Consider the following 15165-nt stretch of genomic DNA (forward strand, 5'->3'; position numbering starts at 1 on the left):
GGGCGCCGTGGCTGCGCTATCCCGCTGGCCGTCATGGATCAATCGGCCTGAATGACGCCAGAACGATGACACCTGTTCGCGGGCGGACGCTCCCATAGATACAGCCCCGATGTATCGGCCGGAAACGGTCGGCAGGCGGAGGAGCGCGACGGGTGCCGCAGACCATCCTGATCACCGGCGGGGCCGGCTTCATCGGCCGGGCCGTGGCGCGGGCCCTCGTCGCCCGGGGCGACCGGGTGCGCGTGCTCGACGGCCTGATCGAGCAGGTGCACGGCGGACATGTCCGTGATGGGCTGGCCCGCCCCGAGGGGCTGCCCGACGCGGTGGAGCTGCGCCGCGGCGACATCCGCGACCGGCGCGCGGTGGCCGAGGCGGTGGCGGGCGTCGACGCGGTGATCCACCTCGCCGCCGAGGTCGGGGTCGGCCAGAGCATGTACGACGTCGACCGCTACGTCGCGGTCAACGACCACGGCACCGCGGTGCTGTTCCAGGCGCTGATCGAGCGGCCGGTGCGCCGCGTGGTCGTCGCCTCCTCGATGAGCGTCTACGGCGAGGGGCTGTATCGCGGCGCCGACGGGCGGGTGCGCGAGGAGGTGCTGCGCCAGCCGCGCTCCGGCCCCGACGCGCCCTGGGACCCCCTCGACGAGGAGGGCCGGCCGCTGGTGCCGGTGCCGACCCCGGAATGGAAGCGCCCGGCGCTGGCCTCGGTCTACGCGCTGACCAAGTACGCGCAGGAGCGCCTGACCCTGATGCTGGCCCCCGCCTACGGCATGGAGGGCGTGGCCCTGCGGCTGTGGAACGCCTACGGGCCGGGCCAGGCGCTGTCGAACCCCTATACCGGGGTGCTGGCGATCTTCGCCTCGCGGATCCACAACGGCGCAGGCCCGGTGATCTTCGAGGACGGGCACCAGCGGCGCGACTTCGTGCAGGTCGACGACGTGGCGCAGGCCTTCCTGCTCGCCCTCGACCGGCCGCGGGCCGCCGGCCAGGTCTACAACATCGGCTCGGGCGAGGACCGCTCGGTGCGCGAGGTCGCGGCGTTGCTGGGCCGGGCGATGGGCCGGCCGGACCTCGTGCCGGAGATCGCCGGCAAGGCCCGGGCCGGCGACATCCGCCACTGCATCCCGGACATCGCCAAGGCGCGCGACGAGCTGGGCTACCGCCCGGCCCGCGACTTTTCCGACGGCTTGAGGGAACTCGCCGCCTGGGTGGCGGCGCAGGAGGAGGCCCGCGACCGGGTCGAGGAGGCGCGCCGCGAGCTCGACCGGCGCGGGCTGGTGGCGTGATGGCGGATCCCCTCACCCCCGGCCGGCGGCCGGTCCTGATCACCGGCGGGGCCGGCTTCATCGGCGCCAACCTCGCCGATGCCCTGGCGGCGGAGGGGCGCGACGTCCTCGTCTACGACGCCCTGCTGCGCCCCGGGGTCGAGGCGAACCTCGCCTGGCTCAAGCAGCGCCACCCGGCGCGGGTCTCCTGCGTCACCGCGGACGTGCGCGACGCCGGCAGCCTGTCGGCGGCGGCGGGGCAGGCCTCGGCGGTGATCCACCTCGCCGCCCAGGTCGCCGTGACGACGAGCCTCGCCGACCCGGTGACCGATTTCGCCGTCAATCTCGGCGCCACGCTCACCCTGCTCGAGGCCCTGCGCCGGCGGCCGGGCCCGGCCCCGCTCGTCTTCGCCTCGACCAACAAGGTCTACGGCGACCTCGCCGACCTGGACTTCCGCCGCGAGGGCGACGCCTACGTGCCGGCCGATCCGGGCATCCGGGCCCACGGCATCGGCGAGAACCGTCCGCTGGACTTCCACACGCCCTACGGCTGCTCGAAGGGCGGGGCCGACCAGTACGTGCTCGACTACGCCCGCAGCTTCGGGGTGCCGACCTGCGTCCTGCGGATGAGCTGCATCTACGGCCCGCGCCAGATGGGCACCGAGGACCAGGGCTGGGTCGCCCATTTCCTGATCCGGGCCCTGGAGGGCCGGCCGATCACCGTCTACGGCGACGGCTGCCAGGTCCGCGACGTGCTCGACGTCGCGGATGCGGTCGCGGCCTACCGGGCGGCCCTGGCGCGGATCGCGGCCGTGCAGGGCCGGGCCTACAATCTCGGCGGCGGCCCGGGCAACGCGGTGTCGCTGCGCGAGGTGCTCGGCGCCATCGAGGGGCTCGTCGGCCGTCCCCTCGACCTCGCCTTCGAGGACTGGCGCGCCGGCGACCAGCGCTACTACGTCTCCGACACCCGCCGCGCCGCCGCCGATCTCGGGCTCGGGCGCCCGCTACCCTGGCGCCGGGGCCTCGAGCGGCTGGCGGGCTGGCTCGCCGAAGACCGGGGCCTGCGCCCGGGAACCCGGGCGGCGACGGCCTGAGCCACGCGCGAGACGCGATTCGGTTCCCGGCTCTCGCCTGCACGGTGATCATGGTGAGGGCATCGCCATGCACCGGCATCATGGCAAATGACCCTTTGGTATCATTCGCTTAACCGTGCCCGGGCGAAAAGGCCTTGTCGTCCGGAGCGGACCCGCCAGATCAACGATAGTCGCCCCCAGTACCCGCGATGCCCGTTCCCGCCCTAGGACGCCCGCTTTGAGAATCGCCCTCGTCAACCCGACCTGGAGCTTCGAGAACAGCATCTATTTCGGGTGCCGTTCGCCGCACCTCCCCCTCGAGCTCGGGGCCTGCAAGGTGCTGCTGGAGCGGGCCGGCCACGAGGCGCTGATGCTGGATGGCGCCCTCGACGGGCTTTCCCTCGACGAACTCGCCGACAGGGTGGCGGCGTTCGCCCCCGCCATGACGGTGGTGACCACCGCCCCGACCTATCTGTTCTGGCGCTGCGCCCAGCCCGAGCTGCGGGTGCCGCGCGCCTTCCTGGACGCGCTCGCCGGCCGCGGCGGCCGCACCGTGGCGGTCGGTCCGCACGGCTCGGTCACCCCGGAGACGACGCTGGCGAAACTCGCCTGCGACCTCGTGGTGCGGGGCGAGTGCGAGGAGGTGGTGACGCGCCTCGCCGAGGGTGGCCTGGCGCGGCCCGGCTCGGTGCCGGCGCTCGCCTACCGGGACGGGCACGAGACGATCGTCACCGGCGGCCCTGCCGCCACCGTCTTCACCGATCTGCCGGCCTTGTCCTGGCCGGAGCCCTGGGTGGCGCGCCACGCCCACCACCACCACCGCTTCGACCGGGCGCCGGAGGGGCCGGGCGCCGAGGTCGAGGCCTCGCGCGGCTGCCCTTATTCCTGCACCTTTTGCGCCAAGATCGACTTCCGGGACGCCTACCGGCGGCGCGCGCTGCCGCTCATCCTGGAGGAGGTCGACCGGTTGATCGCGCAGGGCGTGACCTATCTCTACTTCATCGACGAGATCTTCCTGCCGCAGAAGCCGCTGCTGGAGGCGCTCGCCGCCCGCCGAGTCGAGTTCGGGGTGCAGACCCGGATCGACCTGTGGAAGCCCGACATGCTCGACCTGCTGGGCGAGGCGGGCTGCGTCTCGATCGAGGCGGGCGTCGAGAGCCTGACCGAGGCCGGCCGCGCGATGCTCGACAAGAAGTGCCGCGCCTCGACCGACGACCTCGCCGAGCGCCTGATCCACGCCCGCCGCTCGGTGCCGTTCGTGCAGGCCAACCTCATCAAGGTGGCGGGCGACGATCCCGGGATGGTGGCGGACTGGCGCGACCGCCTGCGCGCCGCCGGGGTCTGGGCCAACGATCCCGTGCCGCTCTATCCCTATCCGTCCTCGCCGGATTACCGCCGCCTGTGGGGCGAGCCGGACGGCGAGGCCTGGGAGCGGGCCCACGCCCATTACCTCGACCAGTTCGACCGCTTCAGCGACATCCAAGAGGAGCGGCCGGCCCCGTTGCGCGAGTTGGAGGCGGCATGCTGCCCAGCCTGACGGTCCCGGCCGGACGCCCGATCCCGCATCGCGGCGCGCCGGCCCTCAACCTGTTCATGACCGTCGATGCCGTCGGCGGGGTCTGGCAATACGGGCTCGACCTCGCCGAGGAGCTGACGCGCCAGGGCGTCGCCGTCACCCTGGCGGTGCTCGGCCCCGAGCCGGGCCAGGACCAGTTCCGCGCCGCCCGGGCGATCCGCGGCCTCGCCCTGTGCCCGCTCGGCGGCAGCCTCGACTGGACCGCGCTCACCCCCGCCGAGGTCGAGGCGGCGGCGAACCTCGTCGCCCGCGAGGCCGAGCGGGCCGGCGCCGACCTGATCCACCTCAACAGCCCGGCTCTGGCGGCGATCACCGGATTCTGCGCGCCCGTGATCGCGGTGGCGCATTCCTGCGTGGCGACCTGGTGGGCGGCGATGCGCCCCGGGCCGCTGCCGCCGGACCTCGCCTGGCGGGCGAGCCTGGCGGCGGAGGGCTACCGGCGGGTCGACGCGCTGCTCAGCCCCACCCACGCCTTCGCGGCGGCGACCGCCGCGACCTACGGCATCGCGCCGCCCCGCGTGGTGCCGAACGGCCGGCGCAGCGCCGCCGCGCGCGGCCACCGCACCCCGGCGGGGGCGGCCGCCTCCCCCTTCGCCTTCACCGCCGGCCGGCTGTGGGACGAGGGCAAGAACGCCCGCACCCTCGACCGGATCGCCGCCCGGCTGCACCTGCCGCTGCTCGCCGCCGGCGCCCTGAAGGGTCCGAACGCGGCGCAGTTCGTGCCGGAGCACCTGCGGCCGCTCGGCCGGCTCAGCGACCAGGACGTGGCGCGCTGGCTCGCCGGCGCCCCGATCTACGTCTCGGCGGCCCGCTACGAGCCGTTCGGCCTCGGCGTGCTCGAAGCCGCGAGCGCCGGCTGCGCGCTCGTGCTCTCCGACATCCCGACCTTCCGCGAATTGTGGGACGAGGCCGCGATCTTCATCGCGCCCGACGACGATGCGGGCTTCGCCCACGCCATCGAGATGGTGGCGGCCGACCCTGCCATCCGGGCGCGGCTCGGCGCCGAGGCGCGGGCCCGGGCCGAGGCCTTCACGGTCGAGGCGATGGCGGCCGGCGTCCTCGACGCCTACCGGGCCGTGCTCGAGACGCCGACCCTGCGGTCCGGGGTCATGGTGTGAGGGAGATCCCCGGCGTGAGGATCGTCGCCTTCACGCATTCGCTGCGCTCGTGCTGGAACCACGGCAACGCCCATTTCCTGCGCGGCGTGCTGCGCGAGCTCCAGGCCCTCGGCCACACGGTCGCGGCCCACGAGCCGGCGGGCGCCTGGAGCGTCGAGAACCTGCTCGGCGATCACGGCGAGGCCGGCCTCGCCGCGTCCCTCGCGCCCTACCCCGAGCTGACGGCGACGGTCGACCCGCCGGGCTTCGGCGTGAGCGACGAGTCCTTGGACACGGCCCTCGACGGCGCCGACCTCGTGCTGGTGCACGAGTGGAACGACCCCGCCCTCGTCGCCCGCATCGGCGCGGCCCGGCGCGGCGGCGGCCGGTTCACGCTGCTGTTCCACGACACCCATCACCGGGCGGTGAGCGAGCCCGGCGCGATGCGCGCCTACGACCTTTCGGGCTATGACGGCGTGCTGGCCTTCGGCGAGACGCTGGCCGAGGTCTATCGCGGCTGGGGCTGGGGCAGCTCGGTCTTCGTCTGGCACGAGGCGGCCGACATCCGCCTGTTCCACCCCCCGGCGACGGAAGGGCCCCGCGAGGGGCTGGTCTGGATCGGCAACTGGGGCGACGGCGAGCGCAGCGCCGAGCTGGAGCGGTTCCTGTTCGGGCCGGCCGGGCGCGCGGGTCTCCCCCTCGACGTCTGGGGCGTGCGCTACCCCGACGCGGCGCTGGCGACCCTGCGGCGCTTCGGTGCGCGCTATCGCGGCTGGCTGCCGAACGCCCGCGCCCCGGAGGTCTTCGCCCGCCACCTCGCCACCGTGCACGTGCCGCGGCGCTTCTACGTCGAGGCCCTGCCGGGCATCCCGACGATCCGGGTCTTCGAGGCGCTGGCCTGCGGCATCCCCCTGATCTCGGCGCCCTGGCGCGACAGCGAGGGCCTGTTCACGCCGGGCGACGACTTCCTGGTCGCCCCGGACGGCGCGGCGACGGAGCGCCACCTGCGCGACCTCGCACAGGACCCGGCCCTGCGCGCGGCCCTGGCGGAGCGGGGCCTGCGGACGATCCGGGCGCGGCACACCTGCGCCCACCGGGCGGCGGAGTTGCTGGCGGTGGCGGCCCGGCTGCGCGGCTGAGGCGCGGACCGGGTGCGGGGGTCGGTATCGCCCGCCGATCTACGCCGGGCGGCCGGACCGCCGCGCCGGGCCGCGGAGGGCCTCGGTCGCCTCCCGCACGCTCGCCTCCGACGGCCGCGGCTTCGAGGGGATCCGGATGACCCGGTACTGCCCCGCGGCCAGGAGGGCGTCGCGCGCCCGGTCCTTGCGGGCGTCGTGGCTCGCATCGTCGAGCTCGATGACCGCCGCGACCTCGCCGGTCGCCGGGTCGATCGCGACGTAATCCACGATCTTCTGGCCGAACAGGTTGCGGGTCCGCCAGAACTCCTTGCGGCTGAGACCCCGTCGCGGCGTCAGGAGCGCGCCCATCGAGACCTGGCAGGACACGTGATGCGCCGGCAGCGCGCGGCGCAGGAGGTCGAGGACATCGATCTCGGCCCGCGTCAGGAACGGCTTGCGCTCGATCCTGGCGGCGGCCCGGCCGCGCAGGACGATCGCCAGGGCGGCGAGGCCGAGGAGGAGCAGGCCCGCGGCGAGCAGGCCGGGCAAGCCCGGCTCCGTGGGAAGAAGCGAGGGCAGCGCGATCTCGGACCTGTTCACGGGAGGATCGCGGCGCGCCCGCCGGGACCGCGCCCCGCCGGCGGCTCGCCCGCGCGGATCAGCGCGCCGCCAGCGCCCCGGCGCCGCGCAGGGTGCGGGTCACGGTGGCGCGCATGTCGGCGAGGGTGAAGGGCTTCGTCAGCACGTCGGCCACGATGGCGTCGAGCCCGCGGGCGCGCTCGCGCTGGTCGGCGAAGCCGGTCATCAGCAGGATCGTCAGGTCGGGATAGTCGCGCTTGGCCGCGAGCGCGAGGGCGATGCCGTCCATCAGCGGCATGCGGATGTCGGTCAGCATCAGGTCGAAGGCGGTCTCGGCCAGCCGGTCGAGGCCGTCGCTGCCGTCGACCGCCGTCACGACCGTGTGCCCGTCCATCTCCAGCCCGCGCTTCAGAAAGCCGCGGATCGGTTCCTCGTCGTCGACCAGCAGGATGCGCGCCATGTCCTCTCGTCTCTCAGGGGCCCGACGCCGCGGACACGGGAAGTGTGATCGGCTGCGCGGCCAGGGGTCAAGCCGCCGCGCCGGCCGAGGTTCCGCTTTCGCGGGCCGCACCGGCGGATCGGCCGGGCGGCGTTGCAAACGCGCACCGCTTCAGGGCCTCTGGCGGCGGCCGGTCAGCCCTTGTCGAACAGATCCGGGTCGCCGTCGCCGTAATCGACGAGGCCGACATAGGGCAGCTGCCGGAAGGCGTGGGCCACGTCCATGCCGTAGCCGACCACGAACACGTCCGGGCAGGTGAAGCCGACATAGTCGGCGTCCATCGTCACCGCGCGCTTGCCGGGCTTCTCCAGCAGCACGGTGGTGAGCACGCGCCGCGCGCCGCGGGCCATCAGCAGATCCTTGGCGTAGACGAGGGTGCGGCCGGATTCGAGGATGTCGTCGATGAGCAGTACGTCGCGCCCGCGCACCTCGCTCTCGACGTCGCGCAGGATCGCGACCTGGCCCGAGGACACGGTGGCGGCGCGGTAGCTCGACAGATGGATGAACTCGACCTGCGGCGCCAGCCCGGCCCGGTGCAGGGCGCGGATCAGGTCGGCGGCGAACATGAAGCTGCCCTTGAGCACCGCCACCACCAGCAGGTTCTGCAGCGGCTGGTCGGCGATGGCGCGGGCGATCTCCTCGTTGCGCTGCGCGATGGCGGTTTCGTCGAAGAGGACGCGGACGCGGGGCAGGGGCGGATTCATCGATCTCGGTCTTTGGGGTTCGCGGAGGCGTTCGCCGGAGCCTTCAGGCTGACGGCAGAATCGCCGCTGTCAACCGCGGCAAAGCGGACCAGCACCTGCCGGCCCTTGGCGGAAGCCCCCGGCAGCTCGGCCCGGAAGCGGGCGGATTCCTCCGGCTCGAGCCGCTCGCGCGGCGCCTCGGCGCTCCAGCGATAGACGACCCCGCCGTGCTCGTCGCGCAGCTCGAGGCTGAGCGGCGGCACCGGCACGGCGTGGCCCGACGCGCTCACCACGTCGCCCTCGACGACGAGGCGGCCGCCGCCCGCGGCGTCCGGCACCTGGTAGGCGGCGACGTCCCGGAAGGCGAGGCCGCGCAGGTTCACCGGCAGGCCGATCGCGGCGTAGAGCCTCGCGGTGCGCGGCACCGCATGGACGAGCCCGGCGCGGCCCGCCGGCAGCAGCGCGGCCGCTGCCACCCCGCAGGCCGCCAGGGCGGACGCGGCGACGGCGAGCCGCCGCCGCCCGGTCCCGGCGCGCGCCTTGCCCGCGCGGGGGCCGGCGCGGCGCGGCGCGGCGGGGGCCTTCTGATCGGACGAGGTCCCGGCGGCGGTGAACACCGCCTCCCCCGGCGGCGCGAGCGCGGCCTCCGGCTCGGGCGGCGGAGCCGCGACGAACCACGGCTCGCGGCAGGCCGCGCAGCGCACGGTGCGCCCGGCAGGGCCGATCTTGGCGGCATCGAGCGTATATTCGCTTGCGCAGGCGGGGCAGACGATCAGCATGGCGAATCAGTCGGGCGCGGCATCGGGGCCGGACCACGACTCCTCCCGCGTCAGCCTTAATGCATGGTAAAGCGGCGCGGATCGCGTGAGGATCGGCCGCCGGGCCGCCCCTCGCGGCGAGGGACCCTCAGGGAGACCGGATGGACGCGAGAACGGACCGGGGGACCGGAAGCAGCCTGCTCGGCGGGATGGACGAGCCGGTGGTCCGGTTCGAGAACGTGGGGATGCGCTACGGGGTCGGCCAGGAGGTCCTGAGCGACATCAGCTTCACCATCGCGCCGCACTCGTTCCAGTTCCTCACCGGCCCCTCGGGTGCCGGCAAGACGACGCTGCTGCGCCTCATCCTGCTCTCGGTGCGGCCGAGCCGGGGCCTCGTCTCGGTGTTCGGCGAGGAGGTGAGCGGCATCTCGAGCGACGCGCTGACCTCCCTGCGCCGGCGCATGGGCGTGGTGTTCCAGGATTTCCGCCTGCTCGACCACCTCACCACCTACGAGAACGTCGCCCTGCCGCTGCGCGTCCAGGGCCGGGCCGAGACGAGCTACCGGGCCGAGGTGGTGGAGCTGCTGCGCTGGGTGGGCCTCGGCGAGCGCATGCACGTGCTGCCGCCGCTCCTGTCCGGCGGCGAGAAGCAGCGCGCGGCGATCGCCCGGGCGCTGATCGCCCGGCCGGAGCTGCTGCTCGCCGACGAGCCGACCGGCAACGTCGACCCCCAGCTCGGCCGGCGGCTGCTGCGCCTGTTCGTCGAGCTCAACCGCCTCGGCACCTCGGTGCTGATCGCCACCCACGACTTCGCCCTGATGGACCTCGTCGACGCGCGCCGCTTCGTGCTCGGCAACAACCGCCTGCGGATCGAGGGATGAGCCGCGGGGAGACGCACATGTCCGACGGGGCCACCCTGGAGCGGGCGGCGCGGCGCGAGGCGCCGGCCGCCGACCTGCCGCCGACCCTGCGCCGCAACGCCGCCCTGGTGCCGACCGACACCAGCGCGGGCCGGGCGCTCGCCGCGGTGATCGCGATCCTGACCTTCCTCGCCGCCCTCTGCGCCGGCGGCGCCGAGATCGTCGCCTCGAGCGCGGCGCAGTGGCAGGGCTCGGTGGCCCAGGAGGTGACGATCCAGATCCGCCCCGGGCCGGGCCGGGACACCGAGGCCGACGTCGCCAAGGCGGCGGCCCTGGCCGCCGCCACGCCCGGCATCGCGGCGACGCGGCCCTTCACCAAGGCGGAATCCGAGCGCCTGCTCGAACCCTGGCTCGGCAGCGGCCTCGATCTCGGCGACCTGCCGGTGCCGCGCCTGATCACGGTGCGGCTCTCCGGCACGCCGGATCTCGGCGCCTTGCGCCAGCGCCTCGCCGAGGCCCTGCCCGGCGTCGCCAGCCTCGACGACCACGCCCTGTGGCTGTCGCGGCTCTCGACCATGGCCAACACCGTGGTCGGCGTCGGCGTCGCGGTGGTCGGCCTCGTGCTGCTCGCCACCGGGCTCGCCGTCACCTTCGCGACCCGCGGCGCCATGGCGGGCAACCGCGAGGTGGTCGAGGTACTGCACTTCGTCGGCGCCGACGCCGACTTCATCGCCCGCGAGTTCCAGCGCCGCTTCTTCCGCCTCGGCCTGCGCGGCGGGGCGATCGGGGCGGTGGCGGCGCTCGCGGTGATCGGTGCCGGCGGGGCGCTCGCCCGGCTGTGGCGCGCGGGACCTGCCGGCGACGAGATCGAGGCGCTGTTCGGCGGCTTCGCCATCGGCTGGCGCGGCTATGCCAGCGTGGTGCTGATCGGGGTGATCGCCTCGGTCGTCACCGCGGTGGTCTCGCGGCTCACCGTGCGGCGCTTCCTCGACTGACGCCAGCCTGACGCCAGGGTGGTTCCCTAGCGTGCGGCGTGCCCGCTCTTCACAGGGCGGGCCGCCGGCCGTGAACGAATCGGCCTCCGGGGCGGTTGCCTCTCGGCCGCCGCAATCGGCACTATGCTCGACCACAGGTGAGATGACCTCGCGGATGCAGCGCCGAATGACAACGCGAACCGGCGACGTGGTGGGATGGTCCTGGTCGGGCGAAGGTCCAGAGGGCCCGCCCCCGGCCGGGCGCCGCTGGAGCCTGCGCCGCCGCCTGGCGGCCGGCCTCGCCGCGGCGGGCCTCGCCGCCGGCCTCGCCCTCGGCCTCGGGTTCCTCGCCTTCGTGTCGGGCCTCGCCCGGGCGGAGCGGCTGCCGCTCGGGCCCTCCGACGGCATCGTCGCGCTCACCGGCGGGGCCCAGCGCATCGAGGACGCGATGGACCTGCTCGCCGGCGGCTACGGCCGGCGCCTGCTCATCACCGGGGTCAACGAGCGCACCAGCCGCGAGGAGATCGCCCGGCTCAACCCGGGCCAGCAGCACCTGATCGCCTGCTGCGTCGACCTCGACTACCGCGCCCGCAACACGATCGGCAACGCCATCGAGATCCGGCGCTGGATGCGCGAGAACGGCTTCCGGAGCGTCGCGGTGGTGACCTCGAACTACCACATGCCGCGCACGCTGGTGGAGCTCGACCACGCGCTGGCCGACGGCCACCGGGTCGTGCCGCACCCGGTCGTCCCGGAGGGGATCGACCCGGACCAGTGGTGGCGCCACCCGGCCTCGGCCCGGCTGCTGGCCTCCGAATACGCGAAGTTCCTGGTCGCCTGGATCCGCACCCGGTTCGAGACCGATCCCGAGCATTCGAGCGCGGCGGTGCTGGTCAGCCGCGGCCACCCGGTGAAGATGGTGGCCGAGCCGCTGGTGCGGTGACGGGCGGCCTCATGCCGGCTCACCGTCCCTTGCAGCGCGTCCGCAGCAGCTCCGAGAATTCCTTCTCCGAGCCCTGGACCTGGGCCAGGCGCTCGCTGCGCTCCGATCCCGACAGGCAGCGGCCGTAGACGGTGGCGGCGCGGCGCATCGTGTCGACGTGCTGGCGCCAGCCGCGGCAGCGGTCGGCGTCGCTGTCGCCGAGGGTCTCGAGACGCTCGATCGCCATCTTCTGCGAGGATTGCGCCACCAGGAGGTCGCGGGCGCAGGTGCCGTCCGCGCGGGCGGAGCCGGCCGCGGCGACGAGAACGGCCGCCGCGAGAAGGGAGGTTCGCATCGTCACGCCGGCTCGAGGTCAGGCCGCCTGGGCGGGGGATTGGGTCAGGAGGGCGTAGAGCGCGTCGGCGTCGCGGGCGGCGCGGATGCGGTCGATGATGCCGGGCTCGCGCAGGACGCGGGCAACCCGGGCCAGCGCCTTCAGGTGGTCGGCGCCGGCGCCCTCGGGGGCGAGCAGCAGGAAGGCGATGTCGACCGGCTGGCCGTCGAGGGCCTCGAAATCGATCGGGCGCTCGAGGCGGGCCATCAGGCCGAACAGCGTGTCGAGCCCCGGCAGCTTGCCGTGCGGGATCGCCACGCCCTCGCCGATGCCGGTCGAGCCGAGGCGCTCGCGCTGCAGCAGCGTCTCGAAGATCTCGCGCTCGTCGAGGCCCGGCAGGTGGCGGGCCGCCTGGGCGGCCAGCTCCTGCAGAACCTGTTTCTTCCCCTGCGCGCGCAGCGCCGGGAGGACCGCCTCCGGCTTCAGGAATTCCAGCAATGGCATCGAAGACCGCTGCCTCATCGGCGGGAAGCGCGCCCGCGCCACCCGCTCATTTCCAGGACCGGAGGCCTTCCGGGAGCGGGATGAACCCGCTCACGGAGTGCCGCGTTCCGGCGGATCGATCCAGCCGATCGCGCCGTCGCCCCGACGATATACGACGTTGACCCGCTCGGTGCCAGCGTGAACGAAGACGAGGACGGGGACACCGGTGAGATCGAGCTCGACCACCGCCTCGCTCACCGTGCGCCGGTGCAGGGTGCGGGTGCTCTCGGCGATGATCGGCGGGTGCTCGCCGGTATCCTCCTCGGGCGCCTCGAACACCGAATAGGCCGCCTCCATCACGGCGTCGCGGCCCGGCAGGCTCCCCGGCAGCGCGCCGTCGAGGGCCGCGTCCTTGGCGTGGCCGTTCGGGTGGGCCTTGAGGCGGTGCTTGTAGCGGCGCAGGCGCTTCTCGATCCGCTCGGCGGTCTGGTCGAAGCTCGCATGGGCGTCGTGGGCGTTGCCCGACGCCTCCAGGGTGATGCCCGAGGGCAGGTGCAGCACGCAATCGGTGCGGTAGGCGCCGCCGTCCCGCGCGACCGTGACGTGGCCGTGGTAGGCGCCGTCGAAGTACTTGGCGAGGGCGGCCGAGATCCGCTCCTCCACCCGTGTCCTCAGGGCTTCCCCCAGATCCACGCCACGACCTGACACGCGCAACGATGCCATCGGCTCCCTCCGGTTTCGTCGTTCGTCGGCCCGCGCCCCGGGGGACGTCTCCGGCGCGAGGGCCCACGCTCAAGAGCTAGGAACGCCCGGACGCGAAGTCAACGAAGCCGGCTCAGCGGCGGCAGGGGCCTTTTTGGCAGGGCCGCCATCCGCGCGGCGCCGTCCTCCTCACCGCGCCGGCATCGCCGCGCGCTCGCGCCGGCGCTCGATCGAGGAGGGGATGCGCAGGGATTCCCGGTACTTCGCCACGGTGCGGCGGGCGATGTCGACGCCCTCGCCGCGCAGGCGCTGCACCAGGGCGTCGTCCGACAGCACGTCGTTGGCCTCGGCGTCGATGAGTTGCTTGATGCGGTAGCGCACGGCCTCGGAGGAATGGGCCGCCGCGCCGGCCGCCCCGGGGATCGCCGCGGTGAAGAAGTACTTCATCTCGAAGGTGCCGCGGCTCGTGCCGATCGACTTGTTCGAGGTCACCCGCGAGACGGTGGATTCGTGCATGCCGATCGCGTCGGCGACGGTCTTCAGGTTGAGCGGCCGCAGGTGGGCGACGCCGTTGACGAAGAAGCCGTCCTGCTGGCGCACGATCTCGCTCGCCACCTTCAGGATGGTGCGGGCGCGCTGCTCCAGGCTGCGGGTGAGCCAGTTGGCGGTCTGCAGGCATTCCGACAGGAAGGCCTTGTCGGTGTCGGTCTTCGCCCCGCGCGAGACCGTGGCGTAATAGGTCTGGTTAACGAGCACCCGCGGCAGGGCCTCGCTGTTGAGCTCGACGAGCCAGGAGCCGTCGGGCGCGGGGCGCACGAACACGTCCGGCACCAGCACCTCGACCGGGCCGGCGCCGAAGGCGCGGCCGGGCTTGGGGTCGAGGCGACGCAGCTCGGACAGCATGTCGCCCAAGTCCTCCTCGTCGACCCCGCACAGCCGCCGCAGGCCGGCGAAGTCGCGCTTGGCGACGAGGTCGAGGCGCGAGACCAGGGCCTGCATCGCCGGGTCGAACCGGTCCTGCTCGCGCAGCTGGATCGCCAGGCACTCGGCGAGGTCGCGGGCGCCCACGCCGGAGGGGTCGAAGCCTTGGACGATCGTCAGCACCCGCTCGACGACGCCTGCGCCGACGCCGAGGCGCTCGGCGAGGGCGGCGACGTCCTCGCGCAGGTAACCGGCCTCGTCGATGGCATCGACCAGGAAGCCGCCGACCAGCCGCTCGACGGGGTCGCGGGTGGCGAGATCGAGCTGGGCCGAGAGGTGCTCGTGCAGCGAGGATTCGCTGGTCAGCGTCGCCTCGAAATCCGGCGCCTCGCCGTCGAAGCTGCCGCCGGTGCCGCTCCACGGCGCCGGGGTGAGCGACAGCCCCTCGCCCCCGGCCGCCGGGGCCTCGCGGCCGACCGGGCCGTCGTCGGGGAACACGTTGTCGAGGCGGGTGCCGAGATCGCCCTCGATCTCGCTGCGGCTCGGGTTGAGGTCGTGGGAGAGCCAGGGCTCGGCCATGCCGTCCCCGTCGAACCCGTCGTCGCCTCCCTGGCTCTCGCCCCCGTCCCGGCCCGCCTCGGCGGCCTCCCCGCGCGCGTCGCCCGGCTCCGGCGCCTCGACCTCGGCCCGCTCCAGGAGCGGGTTGCGCTCGAGCTCGGCATCGACGTAGGCGGCGAGGTCGAGGTGGGACAGCTGCAAGAGCTTGATCGCCTGCAGGAGTTGCGGCGTCATCACCAGGGCCTGGCCCTGGCGCATCTCGAGCCGTTGCAGCAAACCCATCAGCCAGCCCCGCCCCGCGACGCCCGGCTCCGGCCGGGTCGGCACGACTCTTGCTTCAGAAACCTCCACGCAGCTTTAAACCGAAGCGGGGCATGCGTCAAAGCGGAGGTGGGGCTCGGCGCGATCGGAGGCCAGCGTGGCGCAGGGCGGATTCTGGCGCCAGTGCAAAAAGCGCGCGCCGTGGCCGGGACGCAGGGGGATGGAACCCGACGGGTGCGAGAGCGCAGCAGAGGGAGGCATCCGGCGAGGGAACGGGTCTCGGTTGTTCCGGCCTGCTCTTGTCCGATGCCCCGCACGGTTTGTCGGCGGGAATCGATACCCGACCCGCGACCTCACCCCGAGAGCCCGTCTGGGCGATTTTTCCATTCCGCTGGATGTGAATTATCAAGGATATCCGGCGCTCTTACCTCAGGACGAGGCTGAGGATCACGGTACACGACACGATCTCCGTCGCCCGGCGGTCGGCCTCGCGGCCCATCGT

General features: G+C 73.8%; 16 protein-coding genes. 8 read left to right on the plus strand and 8 right to left on the minus strand.

Translation table 11 applies throughout. The features are described from left to right. Positions 1-152 precede the first annotated feature (152 nt). The 5 genes from A5481_RS02450 to A5481_RS02470 all read left to right on the plus strand — a co-directional run bounded on the left by A5481_RS02450 (position 153) and on the right by A5481_RS02470 (position 6150). Positions 153-1286 carry an NAD-dependent epimerase/dehydratase family protein gene (locus A5481_RS02450; protein WP_064503758.1) on the plus strand — a complete coding sequence of 378 codons (1134 nt, stop codon included), beginning with the start codon at positions 153-155 and terminating at the stop codon, positions 1284-1286. Continuing rightward, a complete protein-coding gene (locus tag A5481_RS02455) occupies positions 1286-2359 on the plus strand; it encodes an SDR family NAD(P)-dependent oxidoreductase (protein WP_064503759.1) in 1074 nt (357 codons plus the stop codon). Before A5481_RS02450 ends, A5481_RS02455 begins: the two co-directional genes overlap by 1 nt. A gap of 217 nt (positions 2360-2576) precedes the next feature. After that, positions 2577-3875, plus strand: a complete 1299-nt coding sequence (locus A5481_RS02460) for a TIGR04295 family B12-binding domain-containing radical SAM protein (RefSeq protein WP_048436804.1) — start codon at positions 2577-2579, stop codon at positions 3873-3875. After that, positions 3860-5032: a glycosyltransferase family 4 protein gene (locus A5481_RS02465; protein WP_048436803.1), complete on the plus strand. Its 1173-nt coding sequence runs from the start codon at positions 3860-3862 to the stop codon at positions 5030-5032. The genes A5481_RS02460 and A5481_RS02465 overlap by 16 nt, the downstream gene beginning before the upstream one ends. A 14-nt stretch (positions 5033-5046) precedes the next feature. Then, the gene (locus A5481_RS02470) at positions 5047-6150 is read left to right on the plus strand and encodes a CgeB family protein (protein ID WP_048436802.1); all 1104 of its coding nucleotides are present in this window, start codon (positions 5047-5049) and stop codon (positions 6148-6150) included. 39 nt (positions 6151-6189) lie between these two features. Here the strand turns inward: A5481_RS02470 and A5481_RS02475 are convergent, their stop codons facing one another. The 4 genes from A5481_RS02475 to A5481_RS02490 all read right to left on the minus strand — a co-directional run bounded on the left by A5481_RS02475 (position 6190) and on the right by A5481_RS02490 (position 8669). Then, positions 6190-6729 carry a DUF2726 domain-containing protein gene (locus A5481_RS02475; RefSeq protein WP_053082575.1) on the minus strand — a complete coding sequence of 180 codons (540 nt, stop codon included), beginning with the start codon at positions 6727-6729 and terminating at the stop codon, positions 6190-6192. 58 nt (positions 6730-6787) lie between these two features. After that, the gene (locus A5481_RS02480; RefSeq protein ID WP_048436801.1) at positions 6788-7168 is read right to left on the minus strand and encodes a response regulator; all 381 of its coding nucleotides are present in this window, start codon (positions 7166-7168) and stop codon (positions 6788-6790) included. 173 nt (positions 7169-7341) lie between these two features. Beyond that, positions 7342-7911 (minus strand): hypoxanthine phosphoribosyltransferase, encoded by a 570-nt coding sequence (gene hpt / locus A5481_RS02485; protein WP_048436800.1) that lies wholly within the window; start codon positions 7909-7911, stop codon positions 7342-7344. Beyond that, positions 7908-8669 carry a zinc-ribbon domain-containing protein gene (locus A5481_RS02490; RefSeq protein ID WP_048436799.1) on the minus strand — a complete coding sequence of 254 codons (762 nt, stop codon included), beginning with the start codon at positions 8667-8669 and terminating at the stop codon, positions 7908-7910. The genes hpt and A5481_RS02490 overlap by 4 nt, the downstream gene beginning before the upstream one ends. Before the next feature lie 140 nt (positions 8670-8809). On the opposite strand from A5481_RS02490, the gene ftsE reads away from it, so the two are divergent. From ftsE to A5481_RS02505, 3 genes are all read left to right on the plus strand, one after another. Continuing rightward, positions 8810-9529, plus strand: a complete 720-nt coding sequence (gene ftsE, locus A5481_RS02495; protein WP_048436798.1) for a cell division ATP-binding protein FtsE — start codon at positions 8810-8812, stop codon at positions 9527-9529. A gap of 17 nt (positions 9530-9546) precedes the next feature. Continuing rightward, entirely contained in the window at positions 9547-10503 is a 957-nt protein-coding gene (locus A5481_RS02500) for a cell division protein FtsX (RefSeq protein WP_048436797.1), read from the plus strand. A gap of 166 nt (positions 10504-10669) precedes the next feature. Continuing rightward, on the plus strand, positions 10670-11425 hold the full coding sequence (locus tag A5481_RS02505) for a YdcF family protein (RefSeq protein WP_156312112.1): 756 nt from the start codon (positions 10670-10672) through the stop codon (positions 11423-11425). Positions 11426-11444: 19 nt separating this feature from the next. On the opposite strand, the gene A5481_RS02510 is transcribed toward A5481_RS02505, so the two are convergent. The 4 genes from A5481_RS02510 to rpoN form a co-directional block, all read right to left on the minus strand. Further along, positions 11445-11759, minus strand: coding sequence for a hypothetical protein (locus tag A5481_RS02510; RefSeq protein WP_048436808.1), 315 nt, complete (start codon positions 11757-11759; stop codon positions 11445-11447). Positions 11760-11777: 18 nt separating this feature from the next. Next, positions 11778-12242, minus strand: a complete 465-nt coding sequence (gene ptsN / locus A5481_RS02515) for a PTS IIA-like nitrogen regulatory protein PtsN (RefSeq protein ID WP_048436807.1) — start codon at positions 12240-12242, stop codon at positions 11778-11780. A 90-nt stretch (positions 12243-12332) separates the two neighbouring features. Next, the gene (gene hpf / locus A5481_RS02520) at positions 12333-12944 is read right to left on the minus strand and encodes a ribosome hibernation-promoting factor, HPF/YfiA family (protein ID WP_048436796.1); all 612 of its coding nucleotides are present in this window, start codon (positions 12942-12944) and stop codon (positions 12333-12335) included. 168 nt (positions 12945-13112) lie between these two features. After that, positions 13113-14684: an RNA polymerase factor sigma-54 gene (gene rpoN, locus A5481_RS02525; protein ID WP_048436806.1), complete on the minus strand. Its 1572-nt coding sequence runs from the start codon at positions 14682-14684 to the stop codon at positions 13113-13115. Positions 14685-15165 lie beyond the last annotated feature (481 nt).

Origin of the sequence: Methylobacterium platani, assembly GCF_001653715.1 — a bacterium.
GTDB lineage: Bacteria > Pseudomonadota > Alphaproteobacteria > Rhizobiales > Beijerinckiaceae > Methylobacterium > Methylobacterium platani.